This window comes from Qingshengfaniella alkalisoli (genome assembly GCF_007855645.1).
Taxonomy (GTDB): domain Bacteria; phylum Pseudomonadota; class Alphaproteobacteria; order Rhodobacterales; family Rhodobacteraceae; genus Qingshengfaniella; species Qingshengfaniella alkalisoli.
On the sequence record NZ_CP042261.1, the window covers coordinates 834,160 to 848,950 of the forward strand.

Here is a 14,791-nt window from a genome sequence, read left to right on the forward strand (position 1 = left end):
CGCACCCCCCGTGAATGGAGCATCAGATGACCGAGCCAAACAGACATCTTTCGTCCTTCGACCCGGTTTGGGAACAGATCAAGGACGAGGCCGCGGTCGCGATTGCCGACGATCCTCTGCTTGGTGGCCTCATCCATTCTAGTGTACTGCACCATAGCTCGATTGAGGGAGCTCTGGCCTACCGTATGTCCATGAAGCTCGCCTCGGCTGAGATGTCAGAGCAATTGTTGCGTGAAATTGCGGACCAGGCCTACGCGTCATCGGATGAACTGAGTAAACGAGCACGAGCCGATCTTATGGCAGTGTTTGAGCGAGATCCCGCCTGTCACCGATTGATCCAACCTATACTTTTCTTCAAAGGTTATCAGGCTGTTCAAGCCTATCGCGTGGGGCATTGGTTGTGGAATACTGGTCGCCGTGACTTGGCCTACTTCTTTCAGATGCGCATTTCCGAACAGTTCGGCGTAGACATTCATCCAGCCGCGAAGCTAGGGCAAGGGATCATGATCGATCACGCGCATTCCATCGTTATTGGCGAGACCGCTGTGGTGGGGGATAATGTATCTATGCTGCATTCGGTAACGCTGGGCGGTACCGGCAAAGAGGACGGAGATCGCCACCCAAAAATAGAAGATGGTGTGCTAATCGGTGCCGGTGCTAAAGTGTTGGGTAATATTACGGTTGGCCACTGCACGAGAATCGCTGCAGGATCTGTTGTTCTCGAAAGTATTCCTGCCTGCAAGACTGTTGCAGGAGTTCCCGCAAGGATTGTCGGCGAAGCAGGCTGCGCACAACCGTCTGTTTCCATGGACCATCGGTTGTCTCTTTAAATCAACCGAGTTTCTTGCCGGCGTCATAACAACACCCGTGTAAAACCATCTGTTCGGCATCCAAGCGCTTTTTGTGCCAGAGTAGATCGCTGGTAAGGTTTTCTGCTTTTATCGTTTTTTTCTTCAAGTTCGGTTGGTTGGTCGTGTGCTTGAGCTGGCAAATGTTTGAGTAAAGAGTATAATGATGAAGAGTATGGTGTGGCTGCTGCGCCATGTCTTCGCCGATGGCGGATATGCCGGATCCAGACTGCGAAGGGCCCTTGGGGAAATCGGGCGATGGACGGTGCAGATCGTCAAACGCTCCGATACTGCACAAGGCTTTCAAGTCATCCTGATCTTTCCTCCGAAATCCGGGCCGTTGCGAACTGAAATTTTTCACCTTTGAATGGGCGCAGGAGGAAAACCCATGAAGCGGTAGCGTTTCGCTGAAGCCCAAATCATGGGTGCCCTGCGGCAGATGGCGGGCGGTATGCCGGTGTCCGAACTGTGCCGTGAACATGGTATCCGTTTTGCCACGTTCTACATCTATTGATAGCTCTCCCTCGGCGAGCGTTTCGGATGGTCTCCGGGCAATACGGGAACTGACATCTACCCGACGTCGCCGGTTGATGGTGGCGCGCCCAAATGGGTAATCCGCGAAGCATGGTCCTCGACAAATGGTCGACCTCTTGGGTCTTTGTAAAAGCCAGGGGCTCCATGCGCCGGATCTGTCCGACCGGTGCATTTCCTCTTTCGCTTGCACCTTAAATCATCCCACATCGGCTGGCAGGGCGGTACAGCCAGCGCAGCGCTTGAGCACGCGCTGATCTGTCGCTTCGGCAGTCTTGGCCGCGTTGATCAGGAATTTCTACTGAGATCGGATAACGGGCTCGTTTTTACCAGCTGCCACTTCACGGCGCTGGTCCGACGCTACGGCCTCAAGCAAGAGTTCATCACGCCGCACGGCCCGCAGCAAAACGGCATGGTCGTGCGCCTCATCAGAACGCTCAAGGAACAATGCGTCCAATCGTCATCGCTTCGAGAACCTCGCTCATGCAACCCACGCCATTGGAGATTGGATCGCTTTCTATAACATAAAACGCCCACACCAAGCGATTGCCAGACGCACGCCGCCTGAGGCATTCACATCTTAACCTGAGCAGATTCAGATGAGTCAGTACAGGTCAAGTATGGCTGGATGTGATTTCGGGGCCGGGTTGGATGCGTTGAAAGTAACTTCTATCGCGAAGTACGGGTAACCATGGGATTGCGCTTATGCGAGTTATCGCGCGGACTTCGGTTTTGCTGAAGCAATCTATTCTTAAAAAAATAACTCTACGTAATGCCAACTTCCTCTTGCGCCCCCGATAGAGTTAGGGCAAATAGCCGCCCACGGGTGATTAGCTCAGTTGGTAGAGCGCTTCGTTTACACCGAAGATGTCGGGAGTTCGAGTCTCTCATCACCCACCAGATATCTTGTAACATGCTCTTTTGTTATGTCTTTGTCAGGCGTACGGCAGTAGCAAGTATTAGTTCGATGCATATAGTATCGGGTTATCCGGAATCTCTGGCCTAGTGTCTTTTCTGACAATTGCCCGAATAACCGAACTGGCGTGTCCTTCCAGACTGAATAGCAATAGCAAGTAGTCTATGACCGTGTGCTCCCAACAAGATTATTATGGGTATCAGTCATCCTGTTCGATCAATCCAAGCCCTCGCAGATAGATCAGGATACCTGACTCCAGCAAATCCTCGGGCGAGAAGGGCGAATGTGTACCGGGGTTGCCGCGCGTGTAGAGTTCCACAACACCGTGGCTCATGGCCCAGATATGCGCTGAAAACATCGCGGCTGGCGGCCGCTTCGAGGGCGGGATTTTCTCGGACAGTCGAGCTGCAGCTTGTTCCATCACTGACGCTGATTTCGACGCCGCAGTTGCCAGTTCGGGTGAATGGTTCACCGAGACACCACTTTCGAACATCGCGACATAGTGGCCCGGATACTTCCGCGCGAAAGCGAGATAAGCACGACCCGTCGCCTCGAATGCCGCCAGTGCGGTCGGATTGCCGTCCTCATAGGCATATTCAAGCAGCGCGCCGAAAATCTCGTAACCCTGGCGCGCGGCTTCCGCGATCAGGTCTTCTCGACCCTCGAAATGTCGATACACTGCGGCAGGGGTCACATCCGCCGCTTTCGCTGCCTCGGACAGCGTGAACCCGGTCGGACCTTTCTCCGCGATCAGCTTCAGCGCCGCGTCGACCAATGCCTGTCGTAGATTGCCGTGATGATAGCCGCGTTTAGGCATCCCAGATGTCAGGGCCTCCGCAGATTTTCGGATCGGCAGCACCCACGACCTTGGCCTTCCGCCCATCATAAGGGATCGCGGCAAGAATCGTGCGCATGGCGGCCAGGCGGGCACGTTTCTTGTCATCTGACCGGATCACGGTCCATGGCGCAAGGTCCGTGTGAGAGCGCTCGAATGTCTCAACTATGGCTCTGCTATAGGCATCCCATTTCTTCAAGCCATCGACATCAATACTGCTAAGTTTCCATTGCTTTAGGGGATCTTGTTCACGCTCCAAAAAACGTCTGAGCTGTTCCGCCCGGCTCACGTTCAGCCAGAATTTGAATAGGTAGATATTCTCAGTAACCAGCATCTGCTCGAATTGCGGCAACTGCTTGAAAAAGATCTCGCGTTGATCTTCCGTACAGAATCCAAAAACCTGTTCCACCACCGCGCGGTTGTACCAGGAACGGTCAAACAGAACGATTTCGCCAGCTGACGGCAGATGCTTGATGTAACGCTGGAAATACCATTGCGTTGCTTCGGTGTCGTTGGGCTTGGGCAGGGCAACGACACGAGCGACGCGTGGATTCATATTCGCGCGGATACGCTTGATGGTGCCGCCTTTGCCCGCCGCGTCGCGCCCCTCGAACACGGTCACGACGCGCGCACCTGTCTTCTGTACCCAAGCCTGCAATTTGGCCAGCTCGATCTGAAGCGCCACCAGGTCGTCCTTATAAACATCCTTGTCCATCGCTTTGTCATAGGGATAGCTGTCGGACAGTATGTCCTTCTTCGACCCGCCCTCTATCGCCTTGCGAATGGGCTTCGGGGCTTCTTTTTCGAAGAATCGGGTGATGGCGCCGTCAAATGGCAAATCTTCGGCTTTCGACATAGCGTGTCCCTTCGTTCAAAGCTGCTGGAAGTCTAGGGATTTAGCTGCCGATGTCATTCAAATCGTAATGCGTCGTCTGATAGATTTCGTTGATCCAGTTGCCATACAGAAGATGCGCGTGACTGCGCCAGCGATTGAGGGGCACTTGTGCGGGATCATCGCCGGGATAATAGTTACCGGGCACATTGATCGGGGTGCCGGTTTCCACGTCGCGATCGTATTCTTCTTTCAGTGTACCGCTGTCGTACTCGAAATGGTTGAATATATAGAGCGCGCGATGCGCCGGGTCTTCGACCAGACAGGGCCCCACCTCGTCACTGCCGAGCAGCGTGCGCAGACCATCCGCAGTGTCAATTTCGGATTGCTTCATTTCGGTCCATCGGCTGACGGGGACCACGAAATCATCCGAAAACCCGCGCAGATAAGGCGACGCCGGATCGAGGTTCTTATGTCGAAAACAACCGAAGGCCTTGTGATCCAGCAGGTATTTGTTCACGCCATGGAAATGATGAATCATGGCCATGCCGCCCCAGCAAACACCGAAGGTGGAATGGACATGGCTTTGGGTCCAGTCGAAAATTTGCTGTAACTCATCCCAGTAAGTTACCGATTCAAAAGGAAGATGTTCGATCGGTGCCCCGGTGATGATCAACCCGTCGAACTTGCGGTTGCGGATTTCTTCGAAGGGGCGGTAGAAGGACTCCATATGCTCGGCCGAGGTATGTTTGCTTTGATGCTCGCTCATGCGGATCAGGGTCAGTTCGATCTGCAATGGTGTTGCGCCGATCAGCCGGGCGAACTGCGTCTCCGTCTGGATCTTCTTCGGCATCAGATTGAGAAGTCCGATCTGCAACGGGCGGATGTCCTGTCGTGCAGCCCGCATATCCGACATGACCATGACACCTTCGTTGCTGAGCACGTCGAAAGCGGGCAGGTCAGACGGAATCTTGATCGGCATGTTGTATATCCTTGATTGGCGAGCTTTTCAGATAGGCCAGCTAGCCGGCCGCCTCAAGCCTTTGAGCAATGAGCGCGTTGAAGTCATCGGTCGAACGAACGCTCGAAATGTCTTCCGCCGTCACCGAAATTCCCCAGTTGCGTGCCATAGCGGCATAGAGCGGTTGGCGATGCGCAAGTGCCTTGGCATAGGTCCACCGCATGAAATCGTCTGGATCCACCCGCGCCTCGGCTACGGCGTGGGTGTCGAGATATTCACCCCACATGCGTGACAGAAATTCCGGCTGATAATACATCGGCTTCGGCGCGCGGCGGAAACGCTGGATCAGCGCGTCGGTGTGAGCCTCGTTGCCTTTGATCCAAACCATCAGGCAGGCGTTTGACAGCGCCGTCAGAACGGGGTCAGCAGGGTCATCGGGATCGACAACCTCGCAAATTGATCCGCCACTGTCACAGACGAAATTGTCGTATCCGTAGATGTCTTTCGACCGCTCGATGAAATAGGGCGTGTCCATCAGCGCCGAGACCTCCGCGTCGCGGTGCTGGGTTTGGCGCTTGCAATATTCCTCGAAGGGAAGACCGCCTCTCTCGGGGTTTCCGGGCTTGCCGAGATAGGTCGAAAGGGGTGCCAGATTGTTGAAGGTAATGTTTGATGCGATGTAGATCGAGTCGCTTTTCAGCAGCTGTGCCAGGAACGGGTTGCGCATCGCCTCGCGCTTGAAATTGTCGACGATCCGTTCCCCCATGTACCGCGTGCCGATGCGGTAATCGATGGAGTAGTGGAACCAGTCCCCCGTGCCCCGCAAAAGGTTGGAGACATGAGTTTTCCCCAGCCCCGACATGCCGAACAGCACGACGCGTTTTCTCGGATTGGCTCGCCACTCATCTGCGCTGGGTATCGGCATCGTCACTTCGTCCCTGTTATCCGCAGGTTCTGCTAGCAGGTCGGGCAGGGGGCGTTCAATTGAGAAGGTGCGGTACGGCGCAAAAAGAAGGGCCGCCCCGAAGGACGGCCCTACTTGCGAAAATATTGGGCTATCAAAAGTAGTATCCGACGCGCATGCCCACTGAGACAGCTGTACTGTCGTCGAATACTGCGCGTGCAACATCCGGGGTGCCGGTTTCGGCCTTGGCTTTGCCCAGCCAAGAATAGCGAACACCCCCGGAGATTTCCCATTGGTCGATCCGGTAGCTGCCACCCAGCGCGATAGCCTGAAGGCCCGTGGATGGCGCCAATGGCGATACCAGGCGGTCGCCAGGTTTTTCATAGATGAAAGACGCGGAACCAGAGAAGTTCTCGTTGAATCTATGACCCACGCCGATAGTGTAGGTCGTCGAATCTTCGAGATCGACCAGACCACCGCCGGTCGCTTGTTCGAACAGCTCGGGCGCGATCTTGAATTCGGACCACTTGGCCCAGCGAATGCCGCCGAACACCAGCGTATTCTCGGCAACGCCTGTCTGGAAGTCGATATTAACTGCCTGCGGCGTCTTCACCTTGGTCTTGGCGCTGCGCGAGGAATTCGTTGCATCAGGCACACCATCACCGTTCACATCGACGGCAAAGCTTTCGGTCGTCTTGAATTCGTGCTCGATGCTGGAGAAATAGGTCACGGCAAGACGAAGCGCGATTTCCGGAATCTCGTATGCGGCGCCTACCGCGTAGCCGTAATCGGTTCGCTCGCCCAGATCGACCTCATAACCTGAAACACCGCCACCTACAGTTTGGCCCGTCGCGGGATCTACCTGCAGTGGGCCGCCATAGGCCAGACCGTTCAGCTTGATGTTGCCATCTGCACGGTCGGCGCGCAGACCGGCATGAACGCTCCAATTGTCATCGATGCGGTAGCGGCCATAAACGCTGATCGCGTAGGTGTTGGCATTCGCCACGGTCCCGCCCAGAAGCGATCCGGCCTCGTCGGGGTATTTGATGTCCGCCCCGAAATCTTCCGCGCCGATAACCGAGACGGAGAACCGGTCATTGATGTCATATTTCAGGCCGAACCCATAAGACGTATAATCGCCAGCTACGCTGTCATAGGAAAGGCCGCTGCTATAGGGGAAAGGAAAGCCCGGCGGGGACTGGCCGAGATCTTCGCCGCTCACATCCGGGTTGGTGTGTGCGACCGAGAATTCCAGATAGTTGCCTTCTTTGAAAAGCACGCCGAGCGGCTGTCCCGAGCGGTCGATTCCGCCTGCATGAGTTGCAGTGGCGCCGCCCACGGTCATGGCCGCAAGCGTCACGAGATGTTTCATGATTCCTCCCTAAAAGTTGTCTGCACAACACTTGAATCTGCTCCAAGCCTATGCAGGCGCAGATAGTTCGGTCAAACAAGACGCTGCGTTACAAATTCGTCGCATTGACTTGTGTTGCAGCGATCCGACGCCGACGACGTTCCATAACCAGGCCAAAGTAGTTTGCGGCGAAAATGATTGCGCCGCCAAGGATCACGAACGGATCGATCGCCTCATTGAAGAGGAGCATACCGAGTACTGCAATGACGGGAAGCCTTGCGAAATCAATGGGTGTGACGACCGATGCCGGCGCAAGCGACAGCGCCGTTGTCAGGCAGAAATGAGCCATCAGACCCGCGACACCGATCACGACCAGATAAGGCGCGGTTGTTGCGTCGGGCAGGGCGATATAACCGTCATGACCGGCTGAGATCAGCCCGAAGATTAGCTGCGTTCCGGTCAGCCAGAACATGATACTCGCCACGGTTTCCGTTCGAGTCAGGCGCTTCGTGATCATATTGGTCAGCGCAAAGAAAATCGCGGCGCTTGCAGCCGTCATGATCCCTATGTTGATCGTCTCGGGGGTGGGGCGTGTGACGATCAGGATGCCCACGAAGCCGATCACAACCGTCGCCAAACGCGTGCGCGTCAGCTGTTCACCCAGAAATAACGGAGACAGAAGAACCACCCACAGCGGCGAGGTGAATTCCAACGCGAAAACCTGTGCAAGCGGGACGCTGGCGATGGCGAAGAACCACAGGTTCTGGCCTGTGAAATGCGTTATGTTGCGGAAGACTTGCGTCTTCCAGTTGCGGGTCGATACCTGCGACCAGCGGCGCGTGACCGTTAGCGCCGTCCAGACAACGATCAGCCCCACCAGACTACGATATGTCATGATTTCAAAGGTATCTAGTGCGAAGCTCACCTGACGCCCGGCCACGGCCATTGCCGAGAACGATGCGATGGTGCCCAGCATCCACAGGGCGGCTTTCAGAACTTGGGGCGTTTCAGTCAAGACGGATCTCGTAATTGCGTGTCATGTGTTGGGTCGCTGTGAACCAGGTGGTCGATTTGGTTCGGGCCTGATGCGCGTCGAAAGCGGCCTGATCGGCGAACCGTTCCTCGACATGGAAGACGGTTGGGTCGCGGACATCCTGAGTTACGGCGAAATACAGGCATCCCCGCTCGGCGCGGGTCAGGCGGATATGCTCTGGCAAAGCATTGCGCAATATGTCGATTTCCTGGATGGTGCAGGTGATTGTGCCCGTCAGGCAGATTTGTGGCATGGTTCACATATCCTGAGGTTTCACGCAAAAAAAGGGCCAGCCCCCGCCGGGACCGGCCGCAAGATGTTCAGGAGAACTTACTCCCACTCGATCGTTCCCGGCGGCTTCGAGGTGATGTCATAGGTCACGCGATTGATGCCCGGCACCTCGTTGATGATGCGCGTGGCGGTCTCGCCAAGAAATTCATGGCTGAACGGGTAGTAATCCGCAGTCATGCCGTCAACCGAAGTCACAGCTCGCAAGGCGCAGGCGTAGTCATAAGTGCGCCCGTCCCCCATGACGCCCACTGTGCGAACCGGGAGGATCGCAACGAAGGCCTGCCAGATTTCGTCGTACAGCCCGTGCTTGCGGATCTGGTCGATATAAACCGCATCAGCACGCCGCAGGATATCCAGCTTCTCGCGGGTGATTTCACCGGGGCAGCGGATCGCCAGACCCGGTCCGGGGAAGGGGTGGCGACCGATGAAGCTTGCAGGCAAGCCCAGTTCATGTCCTAGCGCGCGGACCTCATCCTTGAATAGCTCGCGCAGTGGCTCCACAAGCTTCAGCCCCATCTTTTCGGGCAGGCCGCCGACATTGTGGTGCGACTTGATCGTAACGGACGGGCCGCCGCTGAAGGACACGCTTTCGATCACGTCGGGATAGAGCGTGCCTTGGGCCAGAAATTCCGCGCCCTCGATCTGGTCGGCGTATTTCTGGAACACGTCGATGAACAGCTTGCCGATGATCTTGCGCTTGGTTTCCGGGTCGGATTGGCCCTCAAGCTCACCCAGGAACAGGTCTTGCTCCTGCGCGTGGATGACCTGAAGGTTCATGTGATCGCGGAACATGCCGACGACTTCTTCGGCCTCGTTCAGGCGCAGCAGGCCGTGATCGACGAAGACGCAGGTCAGTTGATCGCCGACGGCTTCATGGAGCAGCGCGGCGGCGACGGAGCTATCGACACCACCAGACAGCGCACAGATGACCTTCTTGTCGCCGATCTGTTCACGGATCGAGCGGACGGCTTCTTCGCGATAAGCGCCCATGGTCCAGTCGCCTTTGAAACCCGCGTCACGCACGAAGTTTTCATAGAGCGTCTTGCCGTTGGGCGTGTGATGCACCTCGGGATGGAATTGTACGGCGTAGAATCGGCGGTCCAGATCAGCGGTGATCGCAAACGGCGCGTTGGGCGAGGTGCCGTAGACCTGAAAACCCGGCGCGATGGCCGAGACATGGTCGCCGTGGCTCATCCATACCTGTTCGCGTTGATCGAGAAACCAGCCACTGAGCAGATCGATTCGCTCGTCGGATGGCGTTACATAGGCGCGACCGAATTCCGCTGTGCCGTGTCCGCGTTCCACCTTGCCACCCAGCATGTGCATCATGACCTGCTGGCCATAGCAGATGCCAAGCACCGGAACGCCAAGGTCAAAGACCTTTTCGGGCGGGCGAGGGCTGGCATCGTCCAGCACGCTTGCGGGACCACCGGACAGGATCACCGCCTTGGGCTTGAAGTCATCCAGAAATGCGGTCGTCACGTTCTGGAAGGGATGGATTTCGCAATAGACGTTCAACTCCCGCAGGCGGCGCGCGATCAACTGCGTTACCTGGCTGCCGAAGTCTATAATCAGAAGGCGGTCATGTTCTGTCTGGCTCATTGGGACGGGTTAAGAGGAACCCCGTCCCGATGCAAGAGAGCTTGACACCCGGTGCAGCAGTTTTCCGACCTCAAACGAGTGATAACGACGGGCGCGACGGCTGCGGTTGTGAGTGTGTCGCGGCGTAGAGGCGATGCTCCCCGATGAGTGCGGCGAGCGTTTCGACATGCCTTATGGCACTGTAGCTTGCATGCTGAATGGTTTTTGCCTCGTGCAGCATCTGTTCTTGTTCCACCAGTTTGTGCAGTGCCGATGCCGGACGGAGCGGGACTGGACCACGTAGTATCCGCTTCAGGTCACGACTGCGGCTATAGTCGTCAGCCGCATACCGTGCGGCCCGGACCAGAAGGCGTGGACGGCTCAGGTGCCGGATGTGCTCGATCAGGTCGGTCTCGGTCATCTTGGTCTCCGTTGCGATGTCGAAGCAAGGATTACGCAACCTATACGGGTGTTGCGGCATTCGACGCGCAGCGCACTTCACGGTCAGAAAAATTTAGTCTTTTGAAACAAATGTTAAGCGAACGTTGATGTTCCGCATCGCTAAAAAATACAACCTGAGATTGTGATGCTGGATTGATCATCTGCCGAACGACGCGGGACAGGAGAATGAGTTTGAATAGACTTGCCGCAGCCGAACCGAGCTTGAATTGCGTACCTGATTGGCTGCCGGAAGACGCAATTCATTACCTCAATCATACGAGCCAAGGGCGCTCAATCCGTCAGATTGCAAGGGAAACGGGTTGCCATGCCTCCACGATTTCCCGGCAGATCCGGCGGCTGGAGACACGTCGGGATGATCCGCTGATTGACAAGGCACTTGAAAGGCTCGGGGAGCGGGCCGCAAACCAGCAGGAGTACGAGATGAAGCATGAGAAAATCGCTGCGGCGCGCGACCCACAGGTTTGCTCGACCGAGTTGCCTAATGACGCGGTGCGCTTGTTGCGACGGCTGGCAGAGTCCGGCGCAGTGCTGGCGGTTTCGCAGGATCTCGACAACGCCGTTGTGGTGCGCGAATTGCCCGGTGGAAAGATCGCCCGCACTGCCGTTGCGAGCCGTGACGTGACCGAGGCCATGGCGCTGAACGATTGGATTACATGCGAACGACCGGGGTCTATCTCGCGCTATCGGATTTCTGCGGCGGGTCGGGCAGCGCTGAAGCGGTATATGTCCCGGGACTTGCCCGAAGGTTTAGCCGAAGCTCTCAGCCCGTTCGCCGTGCAACATATGGAATTGGACGAGCGGGAAATTGAAGAAGAGGGCGACCGCAGGCGCCGCGTGAAGTGCAATCTAGCGGAATCACCGCTTTCCTCGCTTGCGCGGCGCAAGGACAAGGACGGTCAGCCATTCCTGGCAGATGAATTCGTTGCCGCCGGAGAACGGCTCCGCGAGGATTTCGAATTGGCGCAGATGGGCCCGCGCGTGGCTCAGAATTGGGAGCGTTTTCTAACCGCTGGTGACCGTGGTGGTTTTGGCGGGCGTAACTGCGCCGATGGCCCGAGCGCCGCCAGAGAACGTGTCGCGCTTGCCCTGCGCGAATTGGGGCCGGGGCTTGAAGACGTCGCGTTGCGCTGCTGCTGCTTCCTCGAAGGGATCGAGACCATCGAGAAACGTATGGGATGGTCGGCGCGATCCGGCAAGGTGGTCTTGCGCATCGCGCTGCAGCGGCTTGCTCTGCATTATGAGCGCCTTCACGGACGACATGGTCCGCTTATCGGTTGAACCCGGCGATAGCTGCTGAAGCCCGCGCTAGTCGCGGGCTTCGCTGTTTCTGCGGCTCTCTTTTCTTCTTTCCTTTCTATCCGGAGCATGGGATAGCGACGTGCCAAACGAAGCACCCAGGAGATTCCGATGGAGATTCGCGAGGCCCTCACCTTCGACGATGTTTTACTTGTTCCGGCTGCAAGCAGTGTGATGCCGTCAACTGCGGACACGCGGACCTTTGTCACGAAGACCATCCAGTTGAACGTGCCGCTACTAAGCTCTGCAATGGACACTGTGACAGAGGGGCGGATGGCCATCGCCATGGCTCAGTCGGGCGGTATGGGCGTCATTCACCGCAATCTGACCGTGGATGAGCAAGCATCGCAAGTGCGACAGGTCAAGCGTTTCGAGTCGGGTGTGGTCTACAACCCCATAACGCTGCGGCCCGATCAGACTATCGGCGACGCGATGAAGCTGTGCGAACGCTACAAGATCACCGGCTTTCCTGTCGTGGAACAGGATGGGCGTGTCGTGGGCATCGTGACAAATCGGGACATGCGGTTTGCGTCAAATGACGACACCCCCGTCCGCGCGGTCATGACGGGTGATAATCTCGCGATGTTGCATGAACCAGCAGATCGCGATCAAGCCAAGGCATTGATGAAAGAGCGCCGCATCGAGAAACTGTTGATTGTCGATGAAAGCGGGCGTTTGACCGGTTTGTTGACCCTGAAAGACACGGAACAGGCCGTGTTGAATCCCAATGCGTGCAAGGATGAGTTGGGCCGTCTTCGCGTGGCTGCCGCCAGCACGGTCGGCAATGAAGGTTTCGAGCGTAGCCAGGCGCTGATCGAGGCCGGGGTTGACCTGTTGGTGATCGACACTGCGCACGGCCATTCCGATGCTGTCAGCATGGCGGTTGAACGGGTAAAGCAATTCTCTAATTCCGTGCAGGTTGTTGCGGGCAATGTCGCCACTGCCGATGCGACACGTGCCCTGATTGATGCGGGCGCCGATGGTGTGAAAGTCGGGATCGGGCCGGGCTCCATCTGCACAACGCGAATGGTTGCCGGCGTGGGTGTGCCGCAGCTGACCGCGATCATGGATTGTGCAGGTGCGGCGGAGGCCTCGGGCGTGCCGGTGATCGCCGATGGCGGTATCAAGTTCTCGGGCGATTTTGCCAAGGCCATTGCGGCTGGTGCATCATGTGCAATGGTCGGATCGATGATCGCAGGCACCGATGAAAGTCCGGGCGAAGTGATCCTGTATCAGGGGCGCAGCTTCAAGAGCTATCGCGGCATGGGCAGTATGGGTGCCATGGCACGCGGGTCAGCTGACCGCTATTTCCAGAAGGATGCGGCAACGGACAAGTTGGTGCCGGAAGGGATCGAAGGGCAGGTGCCCTACAAAGGATCTGCTGGCGCGGTCATTCATCAATTGGTCGGCGGTTTGCGTGCGGCGATGGGCTACACCGGCGCGGCGACCGTCGAGGAAATGCGCAACAATTGCCAGTTCGTGCGGATCACGAATGCGGGCTTGAGCGAAAGCCATGTGCATGACGTCCAGATCACGCGCGAAAGCCCGAACTACCGCGTCGGTTGAGATGCCGTTTTGTGTTCTGTCAGCCCGGAGTGGGGCTGGCAGCACCGGCCAGTCTTCGCACGCGACGTTCTCGCGCGAAGGTGTAAAGGCCCGATCCAATGATCACGAGCGACCCAAGCAGCGTCCATAGATCGGGGCGCTCATTGAACACGACGATGCCAATGATCAGCGCGAAGACCAACCTGGAATACCTGAACGGCGCGACGACGGAGATGGTGCCGATCCGCATGGCTTGGGTAATGCAGTAATACCCGCCGACGCCGACGCAAAGCGCACCTGTCAGTTGCAATGACTCGATACCTGTCGGGCGCACAATGCCGCCTTGCACAAGCATAAGTGCAAGCCCTGCCAGCGATACGATTGCGAAGGCATAGGCCGACAACTGGATCGATGTGACATTTTCTGGCGTGGCCCGTGTCGCCAGGTCGCGAGAGGACAGGAAGATCACACCGCCGACGGCGAACAGGGAGGTCGCCTCGAAGCCCTCCGTCCCGGGGCGCACAATCATCAGCACACCCAGGAACCCGACCATGATCGCGGACCAGCGCCGCCAGCCCACGGTTTCGCCTAGAAACAGCGCCGCTCCCATTGTCACTACAAGCGGTGTCGCCTGAAGGACGGCGGAGGCCGTTGATAGCGGTGAGACGGTGATCGCGGTCACGAAAAACAGTGTTCCCAGCATTTCCGACAGGTTCCGAACCATGACTGCGCGATCCAGAAGCGCCGAGGTGAACAGGGGGACGCCCTGACGTTTCGACCAGATCCCGAAGATCAACGCGCCGCCCAGCCCGAGGATAAACAGTGCTTCACCGATCGGCAGGCGGTCGGTCACGCTCTTGACGAACATGTCCTCCACAGCGAAGGCAGCCATGGACACGAGCATCAGGATGATGCCGCGCAGATCATTGGTCGATGTCATCGGAAGAATCCGTAAAGCTGGGTTGGGTACGAAGGTCTGCTACCGCGTTCGTGCCGGTTCGTAAAGCTTAGGTATGGGTTACGCCATATGGATGGTATTCTTGCAGAACTTGGGCCTGAAGCGAGATTTCTCCTTTCCCCGTTTTTCCAGTCCACGTGTTGGTTCTCAGCTTGGGCGAGTTCTTTAGAGTGGTTCAGGCGGGCTATGCGGATGTGAATTTCGGCGGTTTGGTTATCCGGGTCTCTTGATGCGATGCGCGCCGAAGGAGTTGAAGCATCGCATTTTCGCTTCAGCTCTGCTTCGGGCGCGACAGCCAGACCATCGCTTGCAGATGGTTGTCCCCAGACGCGGTGTCGCCTGCAGGATCCCTTTTTGCTGTTCTACTGGAGCAACATGATACGCTGGCAGGGGGCATACATGGTGCTCGAGGGGACATAGTTCGGTGCACCCGGAGGGGGCAAAAGG

General features: G+C 57.1%; 14 protein-coding genes, 1 tRNA gene and 3 pseudogenes. 7 read left to right on the forward strand and 11 right to left on the reverse strand.

Annotated features, from left to right (window positions below):
• Positions 1 to 26 precede the first annotated feature (26 nt).
• The 5 genes and pseudogenes from cysE to FPZ52_RS04330 all read left to right on the forward strand — a co-directional run bounded on the left by cysE (position 27) and on the right by FPZ52_RS04330 (position 2,279).
• Positions 27 to 830, forward strand: a complete 804-nt coding sequence (cysE, locus tag FPZ52_RS04310) for a serine O-acetyltransferase (RefSeq protein ID WP_146364049.1) — start codon at positions 27 to 29, stop codon at positions 828 to 830.
• A gap of 205 nt (positions 831 to 1,035) precedes the next feature.
• A pseudogene (locus FPZ52_RS19045) lies at positions 1,036 to 1,161 on the forward strand (IS5/IS1182 family transposase); the annotation flags it as partial.
• A 108-nt stretch (positions 1,162 to 1,269) separates the two neighbouring features.
• Positions 1,270 to 1,353, forward strand: a pseudogene (locus FPZ52_RS04320) (hypothetical protein); the annotation flags it as partial.
• 337 nt (positions 1,354 to 1,690) lie between these two features.
• A complete protein-coding gene (locus FPZ52_RS19535; RefSeq protein ID WP_420851707.1) occupies positions 1,691 to 1,963 on the forward strand; it encodes an integrase core domain-containing protein in 273 nt (90 codons plus the stop codon).
• Between the two features lie 240 nt (positions 1,964 to 2,203).
• Positions 2,204 to 2,279, forward strand: a tRNA-Val gene (locus FPZ52_RS04330).
• A 215-nt stretch (positions 2,280 to 2,494) separates the two neighbouring features.
• On the opposite strand, the gene FPZ52_RS04335 is transcribed toward FPZ52_RS04330, so the two are convergent.
• From FPZ52_RS04335 to FPZ52_RS04375, 9 genes are all read right to left on the reverse strand, one after another.
• Positions 2,495 to 3,112, reverse strand: a complete 618-nt coding sequence (locus tag FPZ52_RS04335) for a TetR/AcrR family transcriptional regulator (protein WP_146364051.1) — start codon at positions 3,110 to 3,112, stop codon at positions 2,495 to 2,497.
• Positions 3,105 to 3,986, reverse strand: coding sequence for a polyphosphate kinase 2 (ppk2, locus tag FPZ52_RS04340; protein WP_146364054.1), 882 nt, complete (start codon positions 3,984 to 3,986; stop codon positions 3,105 to 3,107). Before ppk2 ends, FPZ52_RS04335 begins: the two co-directional genes overlap by 8 nt.
• 40 nt (positions 3,987 to 4,026) lie before the next feature.
• Complete coding sequence (gene metA / locus FPZ52_RS04345) at positions 4,027 to 4,944, reverse strand: homoserine O-acetyltransferase MetA (RefSeq protein WP_146364056.1); 918 nt, start codon at positions 4,942 to 4,944, stop codon at positions 4,027 to 4,029.
• 40 nt (positions 4,945 to 4,984) lie between these two features.
• Positions 4,985 to 5,848 carry an ATPase gene (locus FPZ52_RS04350; protein WP_146364058.1) on the reverse strand — a complete coding sequence of 288 codons (864 nt, stop codon included), beginning with the start codon at positions 5,846 to 5,848 and terminating at the stop codon, positions 4,985 to 4,987.
• A 133-nt stretch (positions 5,849 to 5,981) separates the two neighbouring features.
• A complete protein-coding gene (locus tag FPZ52_RS04355; protein ID WP_146364060.1) occupies positions 5,982 to 7,199 on the reverse strand; it encodes an OmpP1/FadL family transporter in 1,218 nt (405 codons plus the stop codon).
• An 88-nt stretch (positions 7,200 to 7,287) separates the two neighbouring features.
• The gene (locus FPZ52_RS04360) at positions 7,288 to 8,193 is read right to left on the reverse strand and encodes a DMT family transporter (protein ID WP_276617445.1); all 906 of its coding nucleotides are present in this window, start codon (positions 8,191 to 8,193) and stop codon (positions 7,288 to 7,290) included.
• Entirely contained in the window at positions 8,186 to 8,464 is a 279-nt protein-coding gene (locus tag FPZ52_RS04365; protein WP_146364062.1) for a putative quinol monooxygenase, read from the reverse strand. Before FPZ52_RS04365 ends, FPZ52_RS04360 begins: the two co-directional genes overlap by 8 nt.
• Positions 8,465 to 8,541: 77 nt before the next feature.
• Positions 8,542 to 10,104 (reverse strand): glutamine-hydrolyzing GMP synthase, encoded by a 1,563-nt coding sequence (gene guaA / locus FPZ52_RS04370; RefSeq protein WP_146364064.1) that lies wholly within the window; start codon positions 10,102 to 10,104, stop codon positions 8,542 to 8,544.
• A gap of 70 nt (positions 10,105 to 10,174) precedes the next feature.
• Positions 10,175 to 10,504, reverse strand: coding sequence for a DUF6477 family protein (locus FPZ52_RS04375; RefSeq protein ID WP_240804400.1), 330 nt, complete (start codon positions 10,502 to 10,504; stop codon positions 10,175 to 10,177).
• A 206-nt stretch (positions 10,505 to 10,710) separates the two neighbouring features.
• Between FPZ52_RS04375 and FPZ52_RS04380 the strand changes: the two genes are divergently transcribed.
• Together FPZ52_RS04380 and guaB are read left to right on the forward strand one after the other, a co-directional pair.
• Entirely contained in the window at positions 10,711 to 11,823 is a 1,113-nt protein-coding gene (locus FPZ52_RS04380; RefSeq protein WP_146364066.1) for a DUF6456 domain-containing protein, read from the forward strand.
• Between the two features lie 129 nt (positions 11,824 to 11,952).
• The gene (gene guaB / locus FPZ52_RS04385) at positions 11,953 to 13,407 is read left to right on the forward strand and encodes an IMP dehydrogenase (RefSeq protein WP_146364068.1); all 1,455 of its coding nucleotides are present in this window, start codon (positions 11,953 to 11,955) and stop codon (positions 13,405 to 13,407) included.
• Positions 13,408 to 13,426: 19 nt separating this feature from the next.
• Here guaB and FPZ52_RS04390 read toward each other — a convergent pair whose 3' ends face one another.
• Positions 13,427 to 14,326 carry a DMT family transporter gene (locus FPZ52_RS04390; RefSeq protein WP_146364070.1) on the reverse strand — a complete coding sequence of 300 codons (900 nt, stop codon included), beginning with the start codon at positions 14,324 to 14,326 and terminating at the stop codon, positions 13,427 to 13,429.
• 152 nt (positions 14,327 to 14,478) lie between these two features.
• Positions 14,479 to 14,692 (reverse strand): annotated as a pseudogene (locus tag FPZ52_RS04395) (IS5/IS1182 family transposase); the annotation flags it as partial.
• Between the last annotated feature and the right edge of the window lie 99 nt (positions 14,693 to 14,791).